Origin of the sequence: Achromobacter pestifer (assembly GCF_013267355.1) — a bacterium.
GTDB classification, from domain to species: Bacteria; Pseudomonadota; Gammaproteobacteria; order Burkholderiales; family Burkholderiaceae_B; genus Achromobacter; species Achromobacter pestifer_A.
In genome coordinates this window covers 2,266,824-2,292,509 of sequence record NZ_CP053985.1, presented here as the reverse complement: position 1 = coordinate 2,292,509, position 25,686 = coordinate 2,266,824, and the positions used below count along the sequence as shown (strand labels likewise).

Genomic DNA, 25,686 nt, shown 5'->3' with positions numbered 1-25,686 from the left:
CCGGATATGTCCGGTGGGGGCGGGGCCTCAGATGGGCTCGTCCAGGCCGTGCTGCACCTGCTCCGCCGCGCGCAGCACCGCGCGGGCCTTGGCTTCGGTTTCGGCCCATTCGGCTTCAGGGTTGGAATCGGCCACGATGCCGGCGGCGGCCTGCACGTACAGCGTGCCGTCCTTGATGACGCCGGTGCGGATGGCGATGGCCACGTCCATTTCGCCGCCGTAGCTCAGGTAGCCGGCCGCGCCGCCGTAGATGCCGCGGCGCACGGGTTCCAGCTCGTCGATGATCTTCATGGCCTCGACCTTGGGCGCGCCGGTCAGGGTGCCGGCGGGGAAGGAGGCGCGCAGCACGTCCATGCTGCTCATGCCCGGGTTCAGCGTGCCGGTGACGTTGGACACCAGGTGCATCACGTGCGAATAGCGTTCGATCACCATGGTGTCGCTGACCTTGACCGAGCCGACCTGGGCCACGCGGCCCACGTCGTTGCGCGCCAGGTCGATCAGCATCACGTGCTCGGCCACTTCCTTGGGATCGGCCTTCAGTTCGGCGGCCAGGGCGGCGTCTTCCTCGGGCGTGCCGCCGCGCTTGCGGGTGCCGGCCAGCGGGCGGATCGTGATCTGCGACTTGGGCTCGCCGTTCTCCACCACGCGCTCCTGGCGCACCAGGATCTCGGGCGACGCGCCGACCACCTGGAAGTCGCCGAAGTTCCAGAAGTACATGTAGGGGGAGGGGTTGAGCGACCGCAGGGCGCGGTAGAGGGAGAGGGGGGAGTCGCGGAAGGGCTTGGCGATGACCTGGCCGATCTGCACCTGCATCAGGTCGCCGGCGGCGATGTGTTCCTTGGCGCGGTGCACGGCCGCCAGATAGTCTTCCTTCTTGAAGTCGCGCCGCTCCTCGGTCTGCATGCTGGCGTGGCTGTAGGGGATTTCCACGGGGCGTCGCAGGCGCGCGCGCAGATCGTGCAGGCGCTGTTGGGCGCGGCTGTAGGATTCGGGCTGGCTCGGGTCGGCGTAGACCATCAGGTAGATGCGGCCGGCCAGGTTGTCGACGATGACCAGTTCGTCCACGTGCATCAGCATCAGGTCGGGCGTGCCGCCTTCCATGCCGGCGGGGAACGGCTTGACCGCGGGGCCCAGGCAGGGCTCGATGTGGCGCACCGTGTCGTAGCCGAAGTAACCCGCCAGACCGCCGCAGAAGCGCGGCATGCCCGGGCGCAGGGCGACCTTGAAGCGGCTTTGGTACTGCTCGATGAAGGCCAGCGGATCGCCGTCATGGGTCTCGGCGATCTTGCCGTCGTGCAGCACCTCGGTGCGGGTGCCGCTGGCGCGGATCACCGTGCGGGCCGGCAGGCCGATGAAGGAATAGCGGCCGAAGCGCTCGCCGCCCACCACCGATTCCATCAGGCAGGTCATGCGCCCGCCCTGGGGGCCGGCGTGCGCCAGCTTCAGGTAGATGCCCAGCGGGGTGTCCAGGTCGGCATAGGTTTCGGCGACCAGCGGGATGCGGTTGTAGCCTTGTGCGGCGAGGGCCTTGAATTCGATTTCGGTCATGTCGGGTCTCGTGAGCGATTTATCTGCTATCGGACCAGGCGCGCAACAAAAAAGCCCGGTCCAGGTTACTGGTTCCGGGCTTGGCTCTGTGTTTACACAGCTACGGCACTAGGCGGCATACGCGTCCAGGGCCGGGAGGGATCATCGCCACCCGGAAGACAAACGCCACCAGCGCCACGAGGCGCCGAGCATTTGGTTCTGGATGGAAACGTTCATTGAGCTTTGTTCAGTATTGAATTCGCGGTGAGCCGCCGGGTGTTCAGGAGCCTGTTTTTGCCGCGTTCCGGTTTTGATTCCAGAGCGCGACCCACTGGGCGGCGGCGACTAGCGTGTCAACTATACCATCGACATCCAGCTCGCGCACGTCCCGGCCTTCGTTGTAACCGTAAGGCACCACCAGGACCTGGGTGCCGGCGCTGCGGCCGGCCTGAGCGTCATTGACGGAATCGCCGATGGTCACGGCTTCCCGCGCGGCGACGCCGAGCAAGTCGCAGGCGTGCAACACCTGGTCGGGGTCCGGCTTGCGGCGCGCGCAGGTGTCGCCGCAGACCACCGCGTCGAAAAAGCCCGCCAGGCCCGTGCGCTGCAGCAGCGGCAGGGTGAATTCGGTGGGCTTGTTGGTGACGACGGCCAGCTTCAGGCCCTGCTCGCGCATGAGCTTCAGGCCTTCGATGACGCCAGGGTAGATCTGCGCTTTTTCACCATTGGACAGGTGGTAGTGGCGGTAGAAGGCGGCGCGGGCGACATCGAACTCGGCGGCGGTGGGATCGGCCGCGTCCAGGCTGCCGGCCAGGCTGCGGCGCACCAGGTTGTCCACGCCCTTGCCGACGAAGGTGGCCACCACGTCTTCGCGCAGCGGCGACATGCCCAGTTCCACGCGCATGGCGTTGGCGGCGAAGGCCAGGTCGGGAATCGAGTCCAGCAGGGTGCCGTCCAGGTCCAGCAGCGCGGCGCGAAAAGCGGTCATGTCGGTTCCCGGGGCTTAGATGGCGGTGGTTTCGCCGATGGCGATCTGTTCGCGCATGGACTTGATGATGCCGGCATAGTCCGGCTTGCCGAAGATGGCGGAGCCGGCCACGAAGGTGTCGGCGCCGGCGCGGCGGATTTCAGCGATGTTGTCGATCTTCACGCCGCCGTCGACCTGCAGCACGATTTCCTGGCCGCCGGCCTGCATCCAGGCGTCGATCTTGGCGCGCGCCTCGCGCAGCTTGGTCAGCGCGCCGGGGATGAAGCTCTGGCCGCCGAAGCCCGGATTCACCGACATGATCAGGATCAGGTCGATCTTGTCCATCACGTAGTCCAGATAGGACAGCGGGGTGGCGGGGTTGAACACCAGGCCGGCCTTACAGCCGTTTTCACGGATCAGCGACAGCGTGCGGTCCACGTGGCGGCTGGCGTCCGGGTGGAAGCTGATGTAGTCGGCGCCGGCCTTGGCGAACATCGGCACCAGGTCGTCCACCGGTTCCACCATCAGGTGCACGTCGATGGGCACCTGGACGTGGGGGCGGATCGCCGCGCACACCATCGGGCCGATGGTCAGATTGGGGACATAGTGATTGTCCATCACGTCCACGTGGATCCAGTCGGCGCCGGCGGCGACGACGTTGCGGACTTCCTCGCCCAGGCGGGCGAAGTCGGCCGACAGGATGCTGGGGGTGATGCGGGTGGAAGCCTGTTGGGTAGACATGATGTTCGGGATCGGGGAGGGCATAATGTGCCATTATTGCAGTTTGAGGGCCCGTACCGGGAATGGCCCGGTCCAGTCGGCCCGAGAACCGCGTCTTTTCAAGCGCCCGGCGCCGTACCACGGCGGCCCGCCAGCATCACACAGGGAAGGACTGTGAAACCTTACGACCTGAGCGTCTCTGTCTCTCCGCGCTTCGTGCCCGAACAGTCCGATCCTGGCGAACAGCAGTTCGTGTTCGCCTACACCGTCCGCATCACCAATACCGGCGAGCATCCCGCCCAGGTGATCAGCCGCCACTGGATCATCACCGACGGCAACCAGCGCGTGCAGGAAGTACGCGGGCTGGGCATCGTGGGGCAGCAGCCCTTGCTGGCGCCCGGCGAAACCTTCGAGTACACCAGCGGCTGTCCCCTGCCCACGCCGGTGGGCACGATGCGGGGCACCTACCACTGCGTCGGCGAGAACGGCATTCCGTTCGAAGTGCCGATCTCCGAATTCGTCCTGGCCATGCCGCGTACCCTGCATTGAATGGCCCGGCCACCCGTCGCTCGTTTTTTCATTTGCTCATGAAGCGCATTCTCAGCTTGTCCGTGCTGTCCGTCTTGCTGGCGGCATGTTCCACTCCCTCCGATATCCCTCCCGACTCCGGCTCGACCGGCATCCCCGGCCCGTCCACGCCGGCGGCTGACGGCCCCCTGGTGGTGCCGTCGCTGTCGTCCTTGCCTGACTCCCCGCCGCGCGCGCTGGCGGGCAAGTTCAAGGCGGCCAACTGGGCCGAAATGCCGGGCTGGACCAATGATGACCTGTCGCGCTTCTGGCCCCTGTTCTTGCGCAACTGTCGCGGACAGATGCGGCCGACCAGCGGCAACCTGGCCGCGCCCGCGCGCGCCACGCCGCGCGCCTGGCAGCCGGTTTGCGCCGCCGCCGTGGATCCGGCCCGCGCGCCCGCCGCCGGCGACGGCGAGGGCGTGCGCCGCTTTCTCCAGACCTATCTGCAGCCCTGGCGCCTGAACGCGGCCGACGGCAAGCCGGCCACCAATACCGTGACGGGCTATTACGAGCCCCTGGTGCGCGGTTCGCGCCGCCAGGGCGGCAGCCACCAATGGCCGCTGTACACCGTGCCCGCGGACCTGTTGACCATCGACCTGGGTTCGATCTATCCGGAACTGGCCGGCAAGCGCGTGCGCGGCAAGCTGGACGGCAAGCGCGTGGTGCCCTACGACTCGCGCGCCGCCATCGAATCGTCTGGTCGCCGCCCGCCCGTGCTGGTGTGGGTGGATGACCCCGTCGACAACTTCTTCCTGCAGGTGCAGGGCTCGGGCCGCGTGCAGCTGACCGACGGCCCCGATTCCGGCAAGACCATCCGCGTGGCCTATGCCGACCATAACGGCCAGCCCTATGCGTCCATCGGCCGCTGGCTGATAGACCGGGGCGAGCTGTCCGCCGACCAGGCCTCGATGCAGAACATCCGCGCCTGGGCCCAGCGCAACCCCAAGCGCGTGCCGGAGATGCTCAACGCCAATCCGGCGGTGGTGTTCTTCCGCGAAGAGGCGGTGGTCGATCCGGAACAAGGCCCCAAGGGCGCCTATGTGGTGCCGCTGGCCCCCATGCGCTCGATCGCGGTCGACGCGGGCTTCGTGCCGCTGGGCACGCCGGTGTTCCTGGCCACCACCTACCCGGCGTCCGACCGGCCGCTGCAGCGCCTGGTGCTGGCCCAGGACACGGGCACGGCCATCCGCGGCGCCGCCCGCGCCGACTTCTACTGGGGCTACGGCGATGAGGCCGGGCAGCAGGCCGGCCGCATGAAGCAGCGCGGCCAGATGTGGGTGCTGTGGCCGAAACAGGCCGGGGAGCCGAGCGCAAGATGAGCCATCAGATCGTCGTTTGCGGGGCCGGCATCGTCGGCCTGTCCACCGCCTTGGCGCTGGCCCGCCGCGGCCAGCGCGTGGCCGTGCTGGCGCCGCGCGCCAGCGTGCCGCCGGCCGATTCGGACCGCTATCACCCGCGCGTCTACGCCATTTCGCCCGCCAGCCAGCGCTTTCTGGCCGACCTCGGCGTGTGGGACGCCATGCCCGCGTCCCGGCTGACGCCGGTGAACGCCATGGAAATCCACGGCGACGCCGACGGCCAGGTGAACCTGAGCGCCTGGCAGGCGGCGCTGCCGCAGCTGGCCTGGATCGTCGAGTCCGGCGAAATCGAGCGCGTGCTGATCCAGGCGGTCCGCATGTTCGGGATCCCCTGGCTGGAGGACCGCTGCACGGGTTACCGCGACGGTGCCATCGACACCGAAGGCGGCGCGCGCATCGAGGCCGAGCTGTTCGTGGGCGCCGATGGCGCGGCGTCGCCGCTGCGCGAAGCTGCCGGGTTGAAGCATGAATCCGTGTCCTACGAGGACACGGGCCTGGTGGTGCACCTGGACGCTGAGCGTCCGCACCAGGGCACCGCTTTCCAGTGGTTCCGCGACGACGGCGTGCTGGCGCTGCTGCCGCTGCCCGATACCTCGGCCGGTCCGCAGGTCTCCATGGTCTGGTCCATGCGCACCGAACTGGCCCAGGCGCTGCTGGCCTTGCCGCCCGAGGAGCAGGCCGTCCGCCTGGAAGCCTTGCTGGCCGACGCCGCCGAAGGCCGCCTGGGCGCGCTGAAGGTCCGCAGCAAGCTGCATGGATTTCCCTTGACGCTGGAACGCGCCCAGATGGTCGCGCCCGGCATCGCGCTGGCGGGCGACGCGGCGCACCGCCTGCATCCGCTGGCGGGCCAAGGGCTGAACCTGGGCCTGGGCGACGTCGAAGCCCTGGCCCGCGTCGTCACCGGCCGCGAAGCCTTCCGCGCCGCGGGCGACCTGCGCGTGCTGCACCGCTACCAGCGCGCGCGCGCCGAGCCGGTGCTGGCCATGCGCCTGGCTACCGACGGCCTGCACAAGTTGTTCGCCTCGCGGGCCACGCCGCTGGTCTGGCTGCGCAATGCCGGCATGCACTGGGTGGAACGGGCGCCCTTGATCAAGCGCCGCCTGATTACCGGCGCTTCGGCCAACTAGGGCCGGATCCGCCCTGTGGAACCTCGCCCGCGGGCGGACTGTCTGACCCATAGGGGGCGCCTGCCCGTGCAGGGCCGGATTCGCCCAGGCGCGGATCGGTTACCCTTTCCGCACAAGAACACGATAGACAAGTACAGGAGTACCGATGAATTTCCGCATATCCGCCACCCTGGCGGCTTGTTTCCTGGCCGCGGGCCTGGGCATGTCCGCCGGCGCGGCGGCCCAGGGCGACAAGTCTGTCTCCACCCAGTCCGTGGGGCAGCCCGCCAAGGGCGACAAGAGCTACTCCACCACCCAGGTGGCGCCAGCCGACCCCGTGGCGGACGCGGTCAAGGACCGCTTTCGCCAGCGGTTCGACGGCATGGACGTGACGGCCGTGCGCCGCACGCCCTATGGCCTGTTCGAAGTGCAGCTGGGCATGGACCTGATCTACACGGATGAAAAGGTGACCTGGGTCATGGAAGGTCCGTTGATCGACGCCATGACGCGCCGCGACGTCACCCGCGAAACGCAGGAGCGCCTGAGCGCCGTGTCCTTCGACCAGCTGCCGCTGGACCTGGCCATCAAGCAGGTCAAGGGCGACGGCTCGCGCAAGGTCGCGATCTTCGAAGACCCCAACTGCGGCTACTGCAAGCAATTGCGCAAGACGCTGGAAAACGTCGACAACATCACCGTCTACACCTTCCTCTATCCCATCCTGTCGCCGGATTCCAAGGACAAGGTGCGCGACGTGTGGTGCTCGAAGGACCCGGGCGCCGCCTGGGACGACTGGATGCTGCGCGGCAAGAAGCCCGCCACCGCGAATTGCGACGTGCCCGAGGACAAGCTGCTGGCCCTGGGCCAGAAGCTGATGGTGCGCGGCACGCCGACCACGTTCTTTGCAGACGGCTCGCGCGTCAGCGGCGCCTTGCCGCTGGAGCAATTCAAAGCCCGCTTGAACTGACCGGCGCGCGGCGCCGGCCGGGAGGCTGGCGCCACAGGCGCCAAGCCCCCGGAGACAGCTTTTGAAAATCGCAATACTCGACGATTACCACGACGTAGCCAAGCGCTATGCGGATTGGACCTCGCTGGGCGGTAACGCCGAGGTGCAGATCTTCAACAACTTCATCCCCGAAGAGCAGGTCGAGCCCACGCTCGAACCCTACGACGTGATCGTCGCCATGCGCGAGCGCACGCCGTTCCCTGCAGAACGGATCCGCGCCCTGCCGAATTTGCGCCTGCTGGTCACCACGGGCATGCGCAACAACGCCATCGACATGCAGGCCTGCGCCGAGCAGGGCATCATCGTCTGCGGCGCGCCCGGCAGCGCCGACGCCAACACCGCCACGGCCGAGCTGGCCTGGGCCCACATCCTGGGCCTGTTCAAGCACCTGCCGGCCGAAGACGCGGCGATGCGCCGCGGCATGTGGCAGACCGCCATGCCCGAGCCGCTGGCAGGCAAGCGCCTGGGCGTGCTGGGCCTGGGCAAGCTGGGGGCGGCGGTCGCCAAGGTGGGCCTGGCATTCGGCATGGACGTGGTGGCCTGGAGCCCCAACCTGACCGACGAGCGCGCCGAGGCGGCAGGCGTGAAGCGGGTGGACAAGCACGAACTCTTCGCCACGTCCGATGTGGTCAGCCTGCACTTGATCCTGTCCGAACGCAGCCGCCACGTGGTCGACGCCGCCGCGCTGGCCGCGATGAAGCCGACCGCGTATCTGGTCAACACCTCGCGCGCCGGCCTGGTGGACCAGGAAGCCCTGATGGATGCGCTGATCAAGTTCCGCATCGCGGGCGCGGGCCTGGACGTCTATCCCGAGGAACCGCTGTCGCCCACGGATACCGTGCGCGACCTGGACAACGTGATCCTGACGCCGCACCTGGGCTACGTCAGCCGCGAGAACTTCGAGGCCTTCTACCAGAACGCGCTGGAAGCGGTGAAGGCATGGAAGGCCGGCAAGCCCGTCCGCGTGCTGAACGCGTAGGCGGTAGCGGCTGTAAAAGTAAAAAGGCTGCCCTGGGCAGCCTTTTTTGTTTCCGCGCAGTTTTCAGCTGCGCGTGAACGTCACCTTCTTCTCGACGATGGCGCCAGGCTCAAGCGCTTGCGGCGTATCGCCACAGGCTTCGCCTGCATCCTCCTGCGGGTCTTCGGCGTCGAATGCCGTGTCGCCGTTGGGGTCCGCCACGCCGGTGGGCTTCAAGCCCACGAAGTCGAACAGGTCCCGGTCCATCAGGTGCGACGGCACCACGCGCGACAGCGCATTGAACACGTTCCACGAGCGGCCCGGATGCTGCTTGTCCCATTCCTTGATCATGCGGCCCACTTCCTTGCGCTTCAGGTTCTCCTGCGAGCCGCAGAGATTGCAGGGAATGATGGGGAACTGCTTGAGCTCCGCATAGGCGATCAGGTCGGTTTCCGGCACATAGGCCAGAGGGCGGATCACCGTGTGGCGGCCGTCGTCGGACACCAGCTTGGGCGGCATGCCCTTGGCCTTGCCGCCGTAGAACAGGTTCAGGAAGAACGTGCCCAGGATATCGTCGCGGTGATGGCCCAGCGCGATCTTGGTCGCGCCCAGTTCGGAGGCGACGCGGTACAGGATGCCGCGGCGCAAGCGCGAACAGAGCGAGCACATGGTCTTGCCCTCTTCCAGCACGCGCGTGACGATGGAATACGTGTCCTGCGTCTCGATGTGGAAGGGCACGCCCAGTGCTTTCAGATACTCGGGCAGGATGTGGTCGGGAAAGCCTGGCTGCTTCTGGTCCAGGTTGACGGCGATCAGCTCGAACTTGAAGGGCGCGCGCTTCTGCAGCTGCAGCAGGATGTCCAGCATCGCATAGGAATCCTTGCCGCCCGACAGGCAGACCATCACGCGGTCGCCTTCTTCAAGCATGTTGTAGTCGGACAGGGCGCGCGTGGTTTCGCGGGCCAGGCGCTTGGTCAGCTTGTTGCCTTCGTGGCGGGCCTTTTCTTCGGCTTCGGTGCGAAAGCGCACCTCGGGGGTAGCTATGTCGTTCATGGTCAACGCGTGATCTGGATTTCCACGCCCACCGCCGCGCAGTCGGAAAAGGCCATGGGCTTGCTGATGCGCAGGCGCAGCGCGCGGATTTCCTGGAAGTCGGCCAGCAGGCGCGCCGCGACCTGTTCCGACAGGGTTTCGATCAGGTTCACGTGAGCCTGGGTGCACTCTTCCACGATGGCCTCGCGCAGACGGCGGTAGTCCAGCACGCTGTGGATGTCGTGGTCGTCGACCGAGCGCTGGATGTCCACGTCGAAGTCGGCGTCGACATGCAGGGGCTGGGTGGCGCGGCGCTCGTGCTCGAGAATGCCGATGCGGGCGTCGAGCGCGAGCCCGGAAAGAATGATGCGGCGTGTAGGCATGATGAAAACCTGGGTGGGGTAGCCCGGAATTGTAAGGCGACAGCGGAACGGGGGCGGCGCGCTGGCTACAATCCGGCCATGTCCGGGCGTCCGCGAGGCGCCGGCGCAGTCAATAAGGGGTGAAATGCAACAGATGCACGATTCGGTCATTGTAGGCGGCGGCCCGGCCGGCGCCTCCTGCGCCCTGTGGTTGGCGCGCCTGGGCCTGTCCCCGCTATTGGTCGAGGCAGGCCCGCGGCTGGGCGGCTTGGGCAATGACAATCCCTTCGCCGACGACTGGATCGCCGTGCTGCCCGGGGTGACCGGGCAGCAGGTGGCCGCCAACATCGACGCCAGCGTGCGCGCGGCCGGCGTGCCGCTGCGGCTGGAAACCCGTGTAACCGGGGTGCGCCCCTGCAAGGGCGGCATCGAGGCCACGCTGGCAGGCCCCGATGGCGCCGAATCCCTGGTGCGCGCGCGCACCCTGGTGATTGCCTCGGGCGTGCGCGCCAAGGGGCTGCCGGACCATCCGCCCGGCGCCTCCTGGCCTGGCGTGCTGATCGGCCCGGGCTCGCCCATCGTCGCGCAGGACTATTCGGGCCTGTCGGTGGCGGTGCTGGGCGGAGGCGACAACGCCTTCGAAAACTACGTCTACGTGCGCAACCGCGGCGCCCGCAGCGTGCATCTCTATGCCCGCAGCGTGCGCGCCCAACAGCAATGGGTGACGCGCGCCGGCCGCGAAGGCGTGCACATCGGCCCGTACAAGTTGGACCCCGCCACCCGCAGCGTGGACGGCAAGCAGTACGACCTGATCCTGGTCTTCTATGGCTGGGAGCCCCAGGCCGGCTTTGCCGACAGCCTGCATCTGGCCCGCGACGAACGCGGCTACATCCGCACGGACTTCGCCACCGCCGAAACCAGCGTGCCCGACATTTACGCCGTGGGCGAGGTGGCGCACCGCATGCATCCCTGCGTGGTGACGTCCATGGCCGACGGCGTGGTCGCGGCCAAGGCCATCCAGCGCCGCTGGGAGCGCGGCGCGGAGTAGGGCGCGCTCAACGTTCGAGCAGGAATTCCACCACTGCGGCCTCGAACGCCTCGGGCAGTTCGATGTTCGCCAAGTGCACGGCCGGCAGCGTCAGCAGTTTGGCGCCGGGCAGCGTGGCGGCGATCAGTTCGCCATGGCTGGCCGCGGTGACCGTGTCGTGCTGGCCCGCGATGACCAGCGCCGGATTGGGAATCAGGGCGACGGTGCGGCGCAAGTCGAAATCCCGCACGGCGGCAAAGGCCCCTGCCAGGCCATGCTTGTCGGTACTCAGCAGCATGGCGCGGAACGGTTCGATGGCAGGGTTGCCGTCCCGCAGCCAGGACGCGGGAAACCAGTTCTTCAGGAAAGTCTCGGCTGTTTCCGTCATGTCTTCTGCAAGCAGCGTGGCGGCGATGCGTTCGTCCCATTGCGGCGCCGGTCCCAGATAGGCCGAGGTATTGCTCAGGACCAGGCGGCCGATGCGTTGCGGCGCATGCACGCCCAGCCACTGGCCGACGATGCCGCCCAGCGACAGTCCCAGGAAATGCGCGCGCTCGATGCCCAGCCCGTCCAGCAGCTCCAGCACGTCGCGGCCCAGGCGGTCCAGCGAGTAAGGGCCCTGCGGCACGCTGGACGCGCCATGGCCGCGGTAGTCGTAGCGCAGCACGCGGAAGTGGCGGGTCAGCGCCGGGATCTGCGCATCCCACATATGCAGCGTGGTGCCGATGGAGTTCGCCAGCGCCAGCGTGGGCAAGCCGGCCTGGCCGTCGTAGCGGTAGGCGATGCGGGCGCCGTCGCCGGCGGAGAAGTAGGAAACGTCTTGCATGATGGTCGGCCTCGCGGTGATTGGGTACGAGGCAAATCGTAGTTGCGCAGCGGCCGAGAAAAAATTACAAAGTTCGCACAATCATTGTCGGAAAAATAGACATGAGCGAATTCACGCTGCACGATCTCCAGTGCTTCGACGCGGTGGCGCGCGCTGGCGGCTTCCAGGCGGCCGCAGCCGTGCTGCACCGCTCGCACCCGGCGGTATTCGCCGCCGTGGCCAAGCTGGAACGGCAGTTGGGCCTGGCTTTGCTGGACCGTGGCGGCTACCGAGTGAGCCTGACAGCCGCGGGGCAGTCCTTCCATGCGCGCGCGCAATTGCTGCTGCGCGAGCTAACCGCCTTGCGCGCGCACGCCGAACAACTGGCCATGGGCGAGGAAACCGAGCTGCGCATCGTGATCGGCGATTTCTGTCCGCGTCCCTACGTGCTGGGCCTCTTGAGCCGCTTTTTCGCGGACTGCCCGGCCACGCGCCTGGACCTGCATTTCGAGGCCGTGTCCGGGCCGCTGGAACGTCTCTGCGACGGCGACGCCGACCTCATCCTGCATCGCGTGGACAAGAACGACGCCAGCCTCGAGTGGGTGGATCTGGCAAAGGTGCCTTTCGTGCCCGTGGTGGCGCCGGGCTTTCTGCGCGGACCCGTGCCGCGCGTGATCAAACCAGCTTTGCTGCGCGACTACACGCAATGCGTCATGCGCGACAGCGCCAGGCACACGCCATCGCAGGACTATTTCACCGTGGAAGGCGCGCGCCAGTGCACGGTGGCGGACCAGTTGATGAAGAAGGAAATCATCCTGCAGGGCATGGGCTGGGGCCACATGCCGCGCTTTCTCATCGAAGACGAATTGCATGACGGCAGCCTGCTTTCCATCGCCAACCGCCATCTGCCGGGCAGCATCGAAGAACTGGTGGCGGCGCGGCGCACGGATCGGGCGCAAGGTCCGGTCTCCAACCGCTTGTGGCAATACTTGCAGGAAGCCGCGCCGGCCTTGCGCCGCGCCTTGACATCGAGCCGCCGCCGCTAAGGGAAAATACGCATGGCATAGCGCCACACGCTTCTTCAGAATGCCTTCCAGACGCAAGTTCGTCTTCAAATTTTCGCCGACTGCCAGTGTTGCCAGTCAGGCGTAGGGCAAAAAGGCCCGAGCCGGAATTTCCGGCTCGGGCCTTTTCGTTTTCCGTTTGTCCATCGCTTTTCTTCGAATGGCGTTTCGATGCGCCGTGGGCGGAGCTTTGCCTGAAGAAGCGTGGACGCTGCGGGCGGACGGCAGTCGTCGTGATGTGGTCGGCAAAGGCGCCTGCCCAATCCCGGGCAGCTCAGGGCTTGCAAGCAAGCCCCAGCCGGAGGCTTGCCTTCAGAAACGCACAGGAGCGCAACGATGAGCGTATACAACCGCCGCCGCTTTCTGCAGCACAGCGGCTCCATGGTCCTACTGAGCGCCGCGTCGGGGATGGCAGCCTTGCCCCGTCAGGCTTACGCCCAAGACACCGTCAAATTGGGCCTGCTGCATTCCCTGTCCGGCACCATTGCGATCGCCGAGGCGTCGCTGGTGGACGCGGAGAAGCTGGCGATCGAAGAGATCAACGCCGCGGGCGGCGTGATGGGCCGCAAGATCGAACCCGTGGTCGAGGACGGCGCGAGCGAGAACGCGGTGTTCGCCGAAAAAGCGCGCAAGCTGCTCGACCGGGACAAGGTCGCGGCCATTGTGGGCTGCTATACCTCGGCTTCGCGCAAGGCGCTGCTGCCGGTGCTGGCGCGCAGCAAGGGCCTGCTTTACTACCCCACCTACTACGAGGGCCAGGAGCAGGACGCCAGGGTGTTCTACCCGTCCCAGGAAGCCACGCAATCCGTGATCGCGGCGGTGGAATGGATGGCGCGTGAAAAGGGCAAGACCTTCTTCCTGGTCGGCTCTGACTACATCTATCCCCGTACCTGCAACAAGATCGCCAAGCCGGCCATCACGCGCATGAACGCCAAGGTGGTGGGCGAAGAGTACGCGCCGCTGGGGCACACCGAATTCTCCTCCATCATCAACAAGATCAAGGCGGCCAAGCCCGAGTGCATCTACAGCACCGTGGTGGGCGGATCGAACGTGGCGTTCTACAAACAGTTGCGCGCGGCCGGCCTGGACGGCACGCGCGTCGTGCTCCTGTCCACGGTCGTGTCCGAGAACGAGATTGAAGGGATAGGCAAGGACAACGCGGCGGGCTACTACGCCTGCATGGGTTACTTCCAAAGCCTGCAGAATCCGGCCAACGAAAAGTTCGTCCGTGCCTTCAAGGCCAAGTACGGCCAGGACCGCGTCATCGGCGACCCGATGGAGGTCGCCTACAACAGTGTGTACCTGTGGAAGCTCGGCGTGGAGAAGGCTGGTTCGTTCGATCCAGACAAGGTGATCGCGGCCTCGGCGGGGCTGACGCTGCAGGCGCCGGAGGGCACCGTGCGCGTGCATGAAACCAACCATCACGTCTGGAAAAAGGTGCGCGTGGGCAAGGCCCGGCCGGACGGGCAGTTCGACGTGGTCTGGGAGTCGGCGGACCTGATCGAGCCCAATCCCTTCCCGAAGCTGTAGCCGACGCTTGCGGATGCGCGCAAGCCCATGGCCGGCGGCGATGCCGCCGGCGCAGCCTGGAACGTGATCATGAATCTCGACATCGCGGCAATGCAGTTTTTCAACGGGATCAGCCTCTTCAGCATTCTTCTGCTGATGGCGATCGGCCTGGCGGTCGTGTTCGGCCTGATGGGCGTCATCAACATGGCACACGGCGAGTTGATGGCGATGGGGGCCTATACGACCTACGTGGTCTCGGTGGCGTTCCAACATTGGGCGCCGGGCTGGATGGACGTCTATCTGTTCGCGGCCATTCCGCTGGCGTTCCTGGTCACCTTCGCATTCGGCTATGTGCTTGAACGCGGCTTCATCCGCTGGTTCTACAACCGTCCGCTGGACACGCTGCTTGCGACCTGGGGGCTGAGCCTGATCCTGCAGCAGACCTACCGCTCGGTGTTCGGCGCGCAAGAGGTCAGCGTGCCGCTGGCCTCCTGGCTCAGCGGCGCGTGGGAGCCGACGCCCGACCTGCAGTTTCCGCTGAACCGCATCTTCATCCTGGGCCTGACGTTGCTGGTGGCCGTGGGTGTTTACCTGCTGCTGTACCGCAGCGCATGGGGCTTGCGGGTGCGCGCCGTCACGCAGAACCGCGCGATGGCGGGCGCCGTCGGAATCAACACGCGGCGCGTGGACGCGATGACCTTTGCGTTGGGTTCCGGCCTGGCGGGCATCGCGGGCTGCGTCTTCACCATGATCGGGTCGACCAACCCCGGCACGGGTCAGCTCTACATCGTCGATTCGTTCATCGTGGTGGTGTTCGGCGGCGTGCAGAGCCTGTTGGGAACCGCGTTCTCCGGCCTGGCCATCGCGCAGTCGCAGACCACGCTGGAGTACCTGATGAGCGGTTCGATGGCCAAGGTAACGATCCTGGTGCTGGTGATCCTGGTCCTTTACTTCCGCCCGAACGGGCTGTTCGCCAACAAGACTCGGGGATGATGCGATGAAGGCCTTACACCGGAAAACCGAAGAGATCGCGATCCTGCTGGTCGCGGCGCTGATCCTGGCGGTCCTGCCCCTGTCGCTGGACCCGTTCCGGCTGAACCTGGTCGGCAAGTACATGGCGTTCGCCTTCGTCGCGATAGGCGTCGTGCTGACATGGGGGTACAGCGGCGTGCTGAGCCTCGGGCAAGGCATCTTCTTCGGACTGGGTGGGTACATGATGGCCATGTTCCTGAAGCTGGAGGCATCCGCGCCGGATCTGCCCGATTTCATGGTGTGGAGCAGCGTGGAGAGCCTGCCGGCATGGTGGCAGCCGTTCCACTCGCTGACGCTGACGCTGTTGCTGATCGTGGTCCTGCCGGGTCTGGCAGCCTATCTGTTTTCGCTGGCCATTTTCCGCAAACGGGTCAGCGGGGTGTACTTCGCCATCGTGACGCTGGCCCTGGCGATGACGCTGACCGTACTCATCGTCGGCCAACAGGGAGACACGGGCGGCGCCAACGGAATCACCGACTTCCGCACGCTGCTGGGCTGGGACATCGTCGGCGACGACGGCAAGCAGGTGCTGTATTTCATCGAATCCGGCGCGCTGATCGTGGCGATGCTGGCGGCGCTGGCCGTCGTGCGCAGCCGGTTGGGAAAGATCCTGATCGCCATCCGCGACCGCGAGGACCGCGTGCGCTTCTCGGGCTACGACACCGCGCACGTGAAGGCCTGCATCTTCGCCGTGGCCGCGGTCCTGTCCGCGATCGGCGGCGCCTTCTTCACCCTGCAGGTGGGCTTGATCTCTCCGGGAGCGATAGGCGTGGTGGCCTCGATCGAGATGGTGATCTATGCGGCGGTCGGCGGCCGCCTGTCGATTCCTGGCGCCGTGGTCGGCGCCTTGCTGATCGGCTTTCTCAAGTCCTATCTGTCCGAGACCTTCCCCGAAGTGTGGCTGTACTTCTTGGGCGCCATCTTCATCGCAGTGGTCGTGGTCATGCCCAACGGCCTGGCCGGCGTGTTCGGCCAGATTCAGGCGCGCCGCGCCGCGGGGAGTGCGCGATGAGCGCCACCCTGGACCTGCAGGAGCCCGCCAGCATGGAAATCAGCAGCGACCGCCCGGCGCCCGGCGCCATCCTGAGCGTCGAGGACCTGACGGTCTCGTTCGACGGGTTCCGGGCCGTGGACGGCCTGAGCCTGCGCGTGGCGCAGGACGAACTGCGCGTCATCATCGGCCCGAACGGCGCGGGCAAGACCACGCTGCTGGACATCATCTGCGGCAAGACCCGGCCGTCCGCGGGCCGGGTGATGTTCCAGGGCCGGGATCTGGTGCGGATGGCGGAATTCGACATCGTGCGCGCCGGCGTCGGACGCAAGTTCCAGACGCCATCGGTCTATGAGGACCTGACAGTGCTGGAGAACTTCGAGATCTCGCTGCCGAACGCGCATGGCGTGGTCCGCTCTCTGCGGTTCCGGCGCACGCCGGAAGTCCGCGAGCGCATCCAGGACATGGCCGGGCAGGTGTTCCTGGCGGACCGCCTGGCGGAGAAGGCGGGCCGCTTGAGCCACGGGCAAAAGCAATGGCTGGAGATCGGCATGCTGCTGATGCAGAGCCCGCAACTGCTGTTGCTGGACGAACCGGTGGCCGGCATGAGCCCGCGCGAGCGCGAACAGACGGCTGAGCTGCTGGCGCGCATCTCGCGCGGAAAATCCATGGTGGTCATCGAGCACGACATGGACTTCGTCAAGCGCATCGCGCACAAGGTCACGGTGCTGCACCAAGGCAGGTTGCTGAGCGAAGGCAGCGTGGCCGAGGTGCAGGCCGATCCGCGCGTGCTGGACGTCTACCTGGGCCATTGAATAGGAGGGCGCGCCATGTTCCGGATCGACAAACTGAACGTGAGTTACGGGGAGTCCCACGTCGTGCACGACGTGTGCTTCGAGGTGGAGCCGCGGGAGTCGGTGGCCATCATGGGCCGCAACGGCATGGGCAAGACCACTTTGCTCAAGGCGCTGATCGGCATGCTGCGGTCGGGTTCGGGCAGCATCCGGCTGGACGGCGTGGAGCTGGCGGGCATGGAGAGCTACCAGCGCGTGCGCAACGGGCTGGCCTTCGTGCCGCAGGGCCGGATGATCTTCCCGTTCCTGACCGTGGAACAGAACATCCTGACCGGCGCCGAACGCAGCGGGCTCAAGACCGTGCCGGAATACCTGTACCGCTTTTTCCCGGTGCTGCACGAGATGCGCCGGCGCAAGGGCGGCAACCTGTCCGGCGGACAACAGCAGCAGCTGGCGATCGCCCGGGCGCTCATTTCCAATCCCCGCGTCCTGATCCTGGACGAGCCTACCGAGGGCATCCAGCCTTCCATCATCAAGGACATCGCGCGAGTCCTGAACGCGCTGCGCGAGGAGCGCGGCTTCGCCATCGTCGTGTCGGAGCAGATGCTGGGCTTCGCGCTGGACCTGGCCGACCGCTTCCTGGTGATAGACCGGGGCCGCATCGTGCACGAGGCGCGCCGCGAGAGCCTGGACCAGGAAAAAGTCAGATCTTTCCTGACGGTATGACCGTCAACCACCGAGGAGCATTGTCATGAGACATGGAGATATCTCCAGCAGCAACGATTGCGTGGGCGTGGCCGTCGTGAACTACAAGATGCCGCGGCTGCATACCCGCGCGGAGGTGATGGAGAACGCCCGCAAGATCGCCGACATGGTCGTGGGCATGAAGCGCGGCCTGCCCGGCATGGACCTGGTCATCTTCCCCGAGTACTCGACCCACGGCATCATGTACGACGCCAAGGAAATGTACGAAACCGCTTCGGCCATCCCGGGCGAAGAGACCGCCGTGTTCGCCGACGCTTGCCGCAAGGCCAACGTGTGGGGCGTTTTTTCACTGACGGGCGAGCGTCACGAAGAGCATCCCAACAAGGCGCCGTACAACACGCTGATCCTGATGAACAACAAGGGCGAGATCGTGCAGAAGTACCGCAAGATCATGCCCTGGGTGCCGATCGAAGGCTGGTATCCCGGTGATTGCACCTATGTGTCGGAAGGCCCCAAGGGCCTGAAGATCAGCCTCATCATCTGCGACGACGGCAACTACCCCGAGATCTGGCGCGATTGCGCCATGCGCGGCGCGGAACTGATCGTGCGCTGCCAGGGCTATATGTACCCGGCCAAGGACCAGCAGGTCATGGTGTCCAAGGCCATGGCGTGGATGAACAACGTCTATGTGGCCGTGGCCAATGCCGCGGGCTTCGATGGCGTCTATTCCTACTTCGGCCATTCGGCCATCATCGGCTTCGACGGCCGCACGCTGGGCGAATGCGGCGAGGAAGACATGGGCGTGCAGTACGCGGAGCTATCGACCAGCCTGATCCGCGACGCGCGCAAGAACATGCAGTCGCAGAACCACCTGTTCAAGCTGGTGCACCGCGGCTACACCGGCAAGATCAATTCCGGCGAGGAGGCCACCGGTGTCGCGGCCTGCCCGTACAACTTCTACGCCAACTGGATCAACGATCCGGAGGGCACGCGCAAGATGGTCGAATCCTTCACCCGGTCGACGGTGGGCACGCCGGAGTGCCCAATGGAAGGTATCCCCAACGAGGACGTCAAGCATCGCTAGGCGCGCCTGCCGCCCATCCGGTCTGTCCGGCCTGCGCCGGATGGACGCTTTCCGAGGACATGAACCGTGCCGTCTCCGCTCGATACCTACCGGATTGCGCAAGAACCCTTCTACCGTCCCACGGGGCGGGAAACCGCGTTGTACGAACACGCATACGCGCACCGGCTGCCCATGATCCTGAAGGGGCCCACAGGCTGCGGCAAGACGCGGTTCGTGGAGTACATGGCCTGGAAGCTGGGCCGCCCGCTGGTCACACTGGCGTGCAACGAGGACATGACTGCTTCCGACCTGGTGGGCCGCTACCTGCTGGACGCGGACGGCACCGCCTGGCACGATGGTCCGCTGACGATGGCGGTACGCCATGGCGGCATCTGCTACCTGGACGAGATCGTCGAAGCGCGCCAGGACACCACGGTGGTCATCCATCCGCTGACCGATGCCAGGCGCATCCTGCCGTTGGATAAGAAGGGCGAGGTGGTTCGGGCCCATCCAGACTTTCAGCTGGTGGTGTCCTACAACCCCGGCTATCAAAGCAGCGCCAAGGATCTCAAGCCCTCCACGCGACAGCGCTTCGTGGCCCTGGATTTCGATTACCCGGAACCCGGGCGCGAGGCCGAGATCGTGGCGCACGAGGCGGGCATAGACGCCGGGCTGGCGGACCGGCTGGTGCGCATTGCGCACCGTTCGCGCGAGCTCAAGCGGCATGGACTGGACGAGGGGGTATCCACCCGCATGCTGATCTATGCCGGCATCCTGATCCGCGACGGCGTCAGCCCCGCCGAGAGCTGCGACATGACCATGACTCGCGCGCTGACCGACGACCCCGACATGGCGGCGGCGCTGCGGGCGCTGGTCGACGCGAACCTGGAATGAACATGCGAGCCATCCTGTCCGCGGAGGAAGGGGGCAGTGTCAGCCCACGCCTGGCCGAAACGCTGGACGACAAGCTGCGCCGGCTGGCCGCGCGCAGCGGCGAAGAACAGGCCGCCGAGGCGCGGCGCTGGATCGGATCACTGCATGACGTGGACCCGGAATGCGCCGCTGCCGTGGCGGAGCGGTTCGACCAGTTGATGGCGAAGTTGACGGCTGGCGGGCTGGGGCGCTGGATGCTGGCGGGCCTGCGGCGCTACGAGCGCCAGCCCGCCTTGCTGCGCGCCTACTTCCAGCTGCGCGATGCCTATGCCCGCGAGGCCTTGAACGGCGAGGCGGGCGCGCCGGAACTGGACGCCGCGCAGGCCAGGCTGTCGTGGCTCTTATGCGGCCTGTCGGGCAGGGGCATGGCGGTCGAAGCCTTGCGGCGTCCGGCGCTGGACGGCCCGCCGTCGCGTCCCGTCCTCGCACCTTCGCACCTGCTGGTGCCGGACAGCTATACCGTGCTGGATGGCGCCGACCGCTGGGCGCTGTATCGCGCGGCCGTGGCGCATGCGGCAGCCCATCTGCGCTACTCGCCTGCGGCGCAGCCGGTACTGAGCTTGAAGCCCATGGGCGTGGCGGTGGTGTCCGCGATCGAGGATGCGCGGGTGGAGCGGCTGCTGGCGGCCGACTATCCCGGCGTGCGCCGCTGGTTCCTGCCCTTCGTGCCGCCGCCGCCCGATCCCGCGGACCTGGGGTTCGCGGCGCTGATCCAACGCATGAGCCGGCTCTTGATGGACCCGTCGCTGCGCGATGACAACCATTGGGTGAACAAGGCGCGGACCTTGTTCGAGGCGCAGGCCACCGACCTGCGCGACACGGCGGCCTTTCGCCGCCTGGCATCGGTGCTGGCCAACGACCTGGGCCAGATGCGGGTGCGCGTCAATCCGCAGCAGTACGCCGTGCCCGTTCCTTACCGCGACGACAACGCTTACCTGTGGGACCACGGCGACGCGGCCGACCCACCACCGGAACTGACCCTGGGTTCGCAGGGGATGGCGCCCGAGCCCAGCGATGCGGGATCGCAAGGGCGGGAAGACGTACAGCAAGCCGCTGGCGAAACGGAACTGGGGCGCTATCTCTATCCCGAGTGGGATTACAAGCTGGACCGCAGCCGGCCGGACTGGTGCACCGTGATCGAGAAGCTGCCCGCCTGGGACGGCGCTGCGCCGCCCGCGCCTGCCGGTTTCGCGCAACGCCTGGCCCTGCCGCAGTCGCGCCGCCTGAGCCGCGCGCGCCGCCTGAGGCGGCAGTGGGAAGGGGATGACATCGACCTGAATGCCGCGATCGAGGTCCTGATCGACCGGCGCCTGGATCTGGCGCCGGACGCGCGCTTCTTCATGCGGCCCGGTAGCCAGCCCTGCGCCAGCAGCACGCTGGTGCTGCTGGACCTGTCGGCCTCGGCCAACGATCTGGCGTCCGACGCCGGGGAGAGGGTGCTGGACCTGGAAAAGCGCGCGGCGCTGCTGCTGGCGCAGGCCACGTCGGGCGCAGGCGATCGTATCGCCGTGCACGGCTTCTGCTCGGACACGCGGGCGGCGGTGTATTACTACCGATTGCTGGACGCCGGGACGCAGGCGGCTGCGGGCCTGGGCCGCATAGGCGTGGCCCAGGCCCGCTATTCGACGCGCCTGGGCGCGGCGCTACGGCACGCCGGCGCGCTGGCGCTGCTTGCGCCGGGAGAGCGGCGCGCCATCATCATCGTGACCGACGGCGAACCGTCGGACGTGGACGCGCATGATCCGCGCTACCTGGTGGACGACGCGCGCGAGGCGGTGCTGGAATTGCGCGGGCGGGGCGTGCGCGTGCATTGCGTCGCGCTGGACGCGAAGGCGGAACCGCAATTGCGCGCCATGTTCGGTTTCCGCGGCTACCGGATCGTGACGAACCCCGTTGCGCTGCCGGTGGCGCTGTTGCGTGCCTATGCCCGGGCGACGATGTGACGACCCCAGGAATCCTCGTGTTGACGCCGGCTGCGGCTGTGCTGAAACTGATGAACTCGAAAAAGGATGGAAGTCCGCGCCAGCGGGCCTCCCGACCATGGCAAACAAAGATCCCATCCGTGTAGGCGTGTTGTTCTCTGAAACGGGGGCCACATCGACCATAGGCCGTTCCCAGCTGCAAGGCACGCTGCTGGCCATCGACGAGATCAACGAGGCGGGCGGCGTCGACGGCCGCGAGATCGTGGCGGTGCGCTACGACCCGAGGTCCGACCCCGCCACCTACAGCGTGCTGGCCGAAAGACTGATCACGCAAGACCGCGTGAACGTCATATTTGGCTGCTACATGTCCAGCAGCCGCAAGGCGGTGCTGCCGGTGGTCGAGAAGTGGAACCGCCTGCTGTTCTACCCCACGCTGTACGAAGGGTTCGAGTTCTCGAACAACATCATCTACACCGGCGCCGCACCCAACCAGAACAGCGTGCAGCTGGCGGAGTTCATGACCGCCAACTTCGGCGCCCGGGTCTACCTGATCGGCTCGGACTACATCTATCCCTATGAGTCCAACCGCATCATGGGCGAACTGGTGCTGCAGCGGCAGGACAGCGCCAAGCTCGGCGAGCGCTACGTGCCCTTGACCGCGACGGAGCGCGACTACCGGGAAATCCTGGACGACATCCGCAACAAGCGCCCGGACTTCATCTTCTCCACCGTGGTGGGCAACTCCACGGCCTGCCTGTACCGCGCCTACGCGGATGCGGGCTTCGATCCGAAGACCATGCCCATCGCCAGCCTGACCACGTCCGAAGCGGAAATCTCCCAGATGGAGCCCGAAGTGGCGGCCGGCCACTTCACCTCCGCGCCGTACTTCCAGTCGATCGATTCCGACATCAACCGGCGCTGCCTGGAACGCCTGCGGCGGCGCTTCGGCCACGATTGCGTGCCCAATCTCTGCTGGGAAGCGGCGTACTTCCAGATGCACATCTTCGCCAACGCCTTCCGCGACACCGGCACCGACGAGATCGCGCAAATCCTGCCGCGCGTGCTGCAGAGCGAATTCGAGGCGCCGCAGGGCCGCGTGCGCATCGACCCCACCAATCACCACACCTGCCTGTATCCGCGTGTCGGCCGGGTCAATGCCAAAGGCCAATTCACTATCGTGCGCGAGGCCACGCGGTCCGTGCATCCCGATCCGTACCTGGTCACCCATTCGCTGGGCGACTGGACGGCCACCCTGAGCTCGCTGGATATCTGATGGGCGATACCGCCAGCCGCCAGCGCGCGGAGCGCGCGACGCCCTCCCTGCTCAAGGACCTGCGCACGCTGCGGATCGCCGTCTATCACCCCGACGACGCCGACGGCCGCCAGCTGACGCAGCAGCTGCAACGGATCGGCTGTCAGGTGCAGACCTTCTGGCCTCCGGCGCCGACCCTGCCCGAAGGGCTGGACGCGGTGTTCCTGGCCGTGCGACCGGACGTGATCGACCTGGGCTTCGAATGGGCCAAGAGCGAAGACGCGCCCATGGTCATCGCCATCGTCACCTACGAGAATCCGACCATCGTCGAGGCGGTGCTGCGCATCGGCGCGAAAGCGGTGCTGCCTTCGCCCGTGCGCTCGTTCGGCCTGCTGTCATCGCTGGTGGTGGCGCGCCAGGTCTACGACGACATCAAGTCGCATGCCCGGCGCCTGCGCAAGCTCGAAGGCAAGCTCCTGGGCGTGCGCCGCATCGCGGAGGCCAAGAGCATCCTCATGCGCACGCGCAACGTCACCGAGGACCAGGCCTACGACCTGATCCGCGAGCAGGCCATGAACAAGCGCGTCACCACTGAAGAGATCGCGGGCGCCATCGTCAACGCCAACGAAATCCTGTCACTGGGCAAGTAGGACGCGCCGCGCAGGCTCAGTACTTGCCCGTCAGCAGCTCGCCCGCGTTGGGCACGCGCGCTTCCAGGTCCAGCACCTTCAGCATCCGGTAGACCGTCGCCGCGGCGGCCGTCACCACCGGCAGCCCCAGGCGGTCCTGCACCGGCTGGATCGACGCCAAGGACGGCATCTGCACGCAGGCGGACAGCACCACCGCGTCCACGCCGCGCGTGTTCAGGCGTTCCACATGGCTGGCCGGCGCCATCGGATCCTGCGCGCCGACCTTCAGGTTGTCGGGGATCTCCAGCGACAGGCTGTCCTGCACCTCGATGCCTTCATTTTCGATGTAGTCCACCACCAGCTTGGTCAGCGGCTTCATGTAGGGAGTCAGGATGGAAACCTTGCGCGCGCCGATGGCGTGCAGGCCTTCCACCAGCGCGCCCGCGCTGGAGATCACCGGCGCCGGCGCGCCGTTGTCCACGGTGGCCTGGTGCAGGCGCTCCTGCGAGACGCGGTGATAACCCAGCCCCTGGCTCATGATCGCCACCAGGCAGGCATAGCCCAGCACGTCCACGCGCGCATCGGACAGCTCCTGCGCGCAGCGGTCCGATTCCCGGTCCATCGACGCCAGTTCCGCCGCCGTCACCTGCTTCATGCGCATGCGGCTGGAATGGAAGGTGAAGCGCTCCGGCGCGATGGTCTCGCGCAGGCGCAGCATGGCCGGGATCTCGGTTTCCATGGTGGTGTTGGAACTGGGTACGATCTGGCCGATGCGTAGTGCGCGGGGGGATGTGGTCATGGCGATGCTCCTCGAAAGGCGTAAGAGGGCCAGCCGCGCAGCGGGGCGCGCGAAGCCGGCAATGCGGAATGCGGATGTCAGCCGGTGGCGGCGCCTGCGGCGGCGAGCGCTGGTCTCTTGGCGAGTCCCCGGATGTGGTCGTGTGCTCTATGGCAGGACTAATTCTGGTCGCCGGGAACGATATTTTCCAATATAGTTTTTATCTGGTTTGATATCTTTTCCAAATAACTGGCCGCCATGGAAATCCGCCAACTCCGATATTTCGCCGTGCTTGCCGAAGAGCTGAACTTCACCCGGGCCGCTGCGCGCCTGCACATTTCGCAACCGCCGCTCAGCCTGCAGATCGCCCAGCTGGAGCGCGAACTCGAGGTCAAGCTGTTTGACCGCAACAACCGCCGCGTGACCTTGACCGAGGCCGGCGAAGCCTTCCTGAACGACGTGCGCGCCTTGCTCGCCAGCCTGAAGGACGCCACCGTGCGGGTTCGCGCCGTGGACCAAGGCCTGGCCGGCCGCATCGAGGTGGGCCTGTCCGGCTCGCACTTCATGGGCCCCGTGCCGGCGCTGATCGCCCGCTACAAGGCCTCCCATCCCCAGGTCTCCGTGCTGCTCAACGAAATGAACCCCGCCGCGCAGCTCGACGCGCTGCGCGGACACCGCATCGACGTCAGCATCTCGCGGACCGCCGTCGACGACGACGAACTGCAATCCATGCCCCTGTGGTCCGATCCGGTCGTGGCCGTGCTCCCCAAGGGCCATCGGCTGTCCGCCCGCAAGCGGTTGGAACTGAGCGATCTCGCCGGCGAAGCCTTCGTCATGCTGCGCCAGGACACCTCAGCCTTCGCCCGCACCCTGGCTGAAACCTGCGCCCGCGCCGGCCTGCCCCTGTCGGCCGCCCAGACGGTCGCCGAAGTCCCGGCGCAACTGGCCCTGGTAGCGGCAGGCCTGGGCGTGGCCCTGGTCCCCCGCTCCACCTGCTGCCACGCCACCGACCGCGTCGCCATCTGCAGCCTGCCCGCTGGCATTTCCCGCGCCATGGTCTACGCCGTCACGCGCAGACTAGGCAGGAGACGCGCGCTGGATACGTTCTTGCAGACGGCGGCCCAGATGGCGGGCGAGTGACGACCACCACGCGACCATTCGACGCGCCGCGAGACCTGTCAAACTCAGCAGCAGCATCAACCGGCGCGCAGCGTCATCACAAATCGCAAGACATCGCATAAGCCCCAGAAGGCCGCCCGCGCGGCCGCCCTGGGGCGGACCCCGTAAGATCTTCGCCACCCACCCAGACCGAGGCGAGAACCCCAAGCAAACGACTCGTCCCAGCGCCCGCGAAGATTCAAACAGCAGAGCCTGGCGCGGCGGCCCGGCCGGTGGCGCGGGGCGTCGATAAGCCCAAGGGAATCCGAAGGAGCCGCCGAAGGCGGTGACGAGGATGACGCAGGGGAAGTCCGGAGCGAACGCTCCGGACCGCAATCGTTGCCCCGCGCCACCGGCCGGGCCGCCGCGCCAGGCGGTCTCAAGAACACAACCGGCCGCCCAAAGAACAAAGGGCCGTCCC

The 25,686-nt window shown here is 66.8% G+C and carries 25 protein-coding genes; 18 read left to right on the top strand and 7 right to left on the bottom strand.

All coding sequences use genetic code 11. From position 1 onward, the window contains the following. Positions 1–27: 27 nt before the first annotated feature. From trpE to rpe, 3 genes are all read right to left on the bottom strand, one after another. Positions 28–1,548 carry an anthranilate synthase component I gene (gene trpE, locus FOC84_RS11105; protein ID WP_173144464.1) on the bottom strand — a complete coding sequence of 507 codons (1,521 nt, stop codon included), beginning with the start codon at positions 1,546–1,548 and terminating at the stop codon, positions 28–30. Between the two features lie 259 nt (positions 1,549–1,807). Further along, positions 1,808–2,515 (bottom strand): phosphoglycolate phosphatase, encoded by a 708-nt coding sequence (locus FOC84_RS11100; protein WP_173144463.1) that lies wholly within the window; start codon positions 2,513–2,515, stop codon positions 1,808–1,810. A 15-nt stretch (positions 2,516–2,530) separates the two neighbouring features. Continuing rightward, on the bottom strand, positions 2,531–3,259 hold the full coding sequence (gene rpe, locus FOC84_RS11095) for a ribulose-phosphate 3-epimerase (protein ID WP_173144462.1): 729 nt from the start codon (positions 3,257–3,259) through the stop codon (positions 2,531–2,533). 129 nt (positions 3,260–3,388) lie between these two features. Here rpe and apaG point away from each other — a divergent pair, with 129 nt between their 5' ends. The 5 genes from apaG (at position 3,389) to FOC84_RS11070 (ending at position 8,230) form a co-directional block, all read left to right on the top strand. Beyond that, positions 3,389–3,763, top strand: coding sequence for a Co2+/Mg2+ efflux protein ApaG (gene apaG / locus FOC84_RS11090; protein WP_039882644.1), 375 nt, complete (start codon positions 3,389–3,391; stop codon positions 3,761–3,763). 38 nt (positions 3,764–3,801) lie between these two features. After that, complete coding sequence (gene mltA, locus FOC84_RS11085) at positions 3,802–5,103, top strand: murein transglycosylase A (RefSeq protein WP_173144461.1); 1,302 nt, start codon at positions 3,802–3,804, stop codon at positions 5,101–5,103. Next, positions 5,100–6,269, top strand: coding sequence for a UbiH/UbiF family hydroxylase (locus FOC84_RS11080; protein WP_173144460.1), 1,170 nt, complete (start codon positions 5,100–5,102; stop codon positions 6,267–6,269). The genes mltA and FOC84_RS11080 overlap by 4 nt, the downstream gene beginning before the upstream one ends. A 145-nt stretch (positions 6,270–6,414) precedes the next feature. Further along, positions 6,415–7,212, top strand: coding sequence for a DsbC family protein (locus FOC84_RS11075; RefSeq protein WP_173144459.1), 798 nt, complete (start codon positions 6,415–6,417; stop codon positions 7,210–7,212). Between the two features lie 61 nt (positions 7,213–7,273). Further along, positions 7,274–8,230, top strand: a complete 957-nt coding sequence (locus tag FOC84_RS11070) for a D-2-hydroxyacid dehydrogenase family protein (protein WP_173144458.1) — start codon at positions 7,274–7,276, stop codon at positions 8,228–8,230. Between the two features lie 63 nt (positions 8,231–8,293). Here FOC84_RS11070 and ttcA read toward each other — a convergent pair whose 3' ends face one another. Both ttcA and folB read right to left on the bottom strand, forming a co-directional pair. Then, positions 8,294–9,262: a tRNA 2-thiocytidine(32) synthetase TtcA gene (gene ttcA / locus FOC84_RS11065; protein WP_173144457.1), complete on the bottom strand. Its 969-nt coding sequence runs from the start codon at positions 9,260–9,262 to the stop codon at positions 8,294–8,296. A 2-nt stretch (positions 9,263–9,264) separates the two neighbouring features. Continuing rightward, complete coding sequence (gene folB / locus FOC84_RS11060) at positions 9,265–9,624, bottom strand: dihydroneopterin aldolase (protein ID WP_008164827.1); 360 nt, start codon at positions 9,622–9,624, stop codon at positions 9,265–9,267. A gap of 124 nt (positions 9,625–9,748) precedes the next feature. Here folB and FOC84_RS11055 point away from each other — a divergent pair, with 124 nt between their 5' ends. After that, a complete protein-coding gene (locus FOC84_RS11055) occupies positions 9,749–10,651 on the top strand; it encodes an NAD(P)/FAD-dependent oxidoreductase (protein ID WP_173144456.1) in 903 nt (300 codons plus the stop codon). A 7-nt stretch (positions 10,652–10,658) separates the two neighbouring features. Here the strand turns inward: FOC84_RS11055 and pcaD are convergent, their stop codons facing one another. Beyond that, entirely contained in the window at positions 10,659–11,456 is a 798-nt protein-coding gene (gene pcaD, locus FOC84_RS11050; RefSeq protein WP_173144455.1) for a 3-oxoadipate enol-lactonase, read from the bottom strand. A 101-nt stretch (positions 11,457–11,557) separates the two neighbouring features. Between pcaD and FOC84_RS11045 the strand changes: the two genes are divergently transcribed. The 11 genes from FOC84_RS11045 (at position 11,558) to FOC84_RS10995 (ending at position 23,350) form a co-directional block, all read left to right on the top strand. Then, on the top strand, positions 11,558–12,481 hold the full coding sequence (locus FOC84_RS11045) for a LysR family transcriptional regulator (RefSeq protein ID WP_173144454.1): 924 nt from the start codon (positions 11,558–11,560) through the stop codon (positions 12,479–12,481). 354 nt (positions 12,482–12,835) lie between these two features. Continuing rightward, positions 12,836–14,029: an urea ABC transporter substrate-binding protein gene (gene urtA / locus FOC84_RS11040; RefSeq protein ID WP_173144453.1), complete on the top strand. Its 1,194-nt coding sequence runs from the start codon at positions 12,836–12,838 to the stop codon at positions 14,027–14,029. Between the two features lie 69 nt (positions 14,030–14,098). Continuing rightward, the gene (gene urtB, locus FOC84_RS11035; protein WP_217278791.1) at positions 14,099–15,001 is read left to right on the top strand and encodes an urea ABC transporter permease subunit UrtB; all 903 of its coding nucleotides are present in this window, start codon (positions 14,099–14,101) and stop codon (positions 14,999–15,001) included. A gap of 4 nt (positions 15,002–15,005) precedes the next feature. Continuing rightward, complete coding sequence (urtC, locus tag FOC84_RS11030) at positions 15,006–16,052, top strand: urea ABC transporter permease subunit UrtC (RefSeq protein ID WP_173144452.1); 1,047 nt, start codon at positions 15,006–15,008, stop codon at positions 16,050–16,052. Positions 16,053–16,084: 32 nt separating this feature from the next. Next, entirely contained in the window at positions 16,085–16,846 is a 762-nt protein-coding gene (gene urtD, locus FOC84_RS11025; protein WP_173150075.1) for an urea ABC transporter ATP-binding protein UrtD, read from the top strand. Between the two features lie 15 nt (positions 16,847–16,861). Next, positions 16,862–17,551, top strand: coding sequence for an urea ABC transporter ATP-binding subunit UrtE (gene urtE / locus FOC84_RS11020; protein ID WP_173144451.1), 690 nt, complete (start codon positions 16,862–16,864; stop codon positions 17,549–17,551). A 25-nt stretch (positions 17,552–17,576) separates the two neighbouring features. Next, complete coding sequence (locus FOC84_RS11015) at positions 17,577–18,614, top strand: aliphatic amidase (protein WP_173144450.1); 1,038 nt, start codon at positions 17,577–17,579, stop codon at positions 18,612–18,614. 66 nt (positions 18,615–18,680) lie between these two features. After that, on the top strand, positions 18,681–19,487 hold the full coding sequence (locus FOC84_RS11010) for a CbbQ/NirQ/NorQ/GpvN family protein (RefSeq protein WP_173144449.1): 807 nt from the start codon (positions 18,681–18,683) through the stop codon (positions 19,485–19,487). Between the two features lie 2 nt (positions 19,488–19,489). After that, positions 19,490–21,469, top strand: coding sequence for a nitric oxide reductase activation protein NorD (locus FOC84_RS11005; RefSeq protein WP_254241954.1), 1,980 nt, complete (start codon positions 19,490–19,492; stop codon positions 21,467–21,469). Between the two features lie 97 nt (positions 21,470–21,566). Further along, on the top strand, positions 21,567–22,721 hold the full coding sequence (locus tag FOC84_RS11000; RefSeq protein WP_173144447.1) for a transporter substrate-binding domain-containing protein: 1,155 nt from the start codon (positions 21,567–21,569) through the stop codon (positions 22,719–22,721). Beyond that, positions 22,721–23,350, top strand: a complete 630-nt coding sequence (locus tag FOC84_RS10995) for an ANTAR domain-containing response regulator (RefSeq protein ID WP_054455204.1) — start codon at positions 22,721–22,723, stop codon at positions 23,348–23,350. Before FOC84_RS11000 ends, FOC84_RS10995 begins: the two co-directional genes overlap by 1 nt. 16 nt (positions 23,351–23,366) lie before the next feature. Here the strand turns inward: FOC84_RS10995 and FOC84_RS10990 are convergent, their stop codons facing one another. Beyond that, positions 23,367–24,128 carry a maleate cis-trans isomerase family protein gene (locus FOC84_RS10990; RefSeq protein WP_042795572.1) on the bottom strand — a complete coding sequence of 254 codons (762 nt, stop codon included), beginning with the start codon at positions 24,126–24,128 and terminating at the stop codon, positions 23,367–23,369. Positions 24,129–24,365: 237 nt separating this feature from the next. On the opposite strand from FOC84_RS10990, the gene FOC84_RS10985 reads away from it, so the two are divergent. Further along, positions 24,366–25,247 carry a LysR substrate-binding domain-containing protein gene (locus tag FOC84_RS10985; RefSeq protein ID WP_173144446.1) on the top strand — a complete coding sequence of 294 codons (882 nt, stop codon included), beginning with the start codon at positions 24,366–24,368 and terminating at the stop codon, positions 25,245–25,247. Positions 25,248–25,686 lie beyond the last annotated feature (439 nt).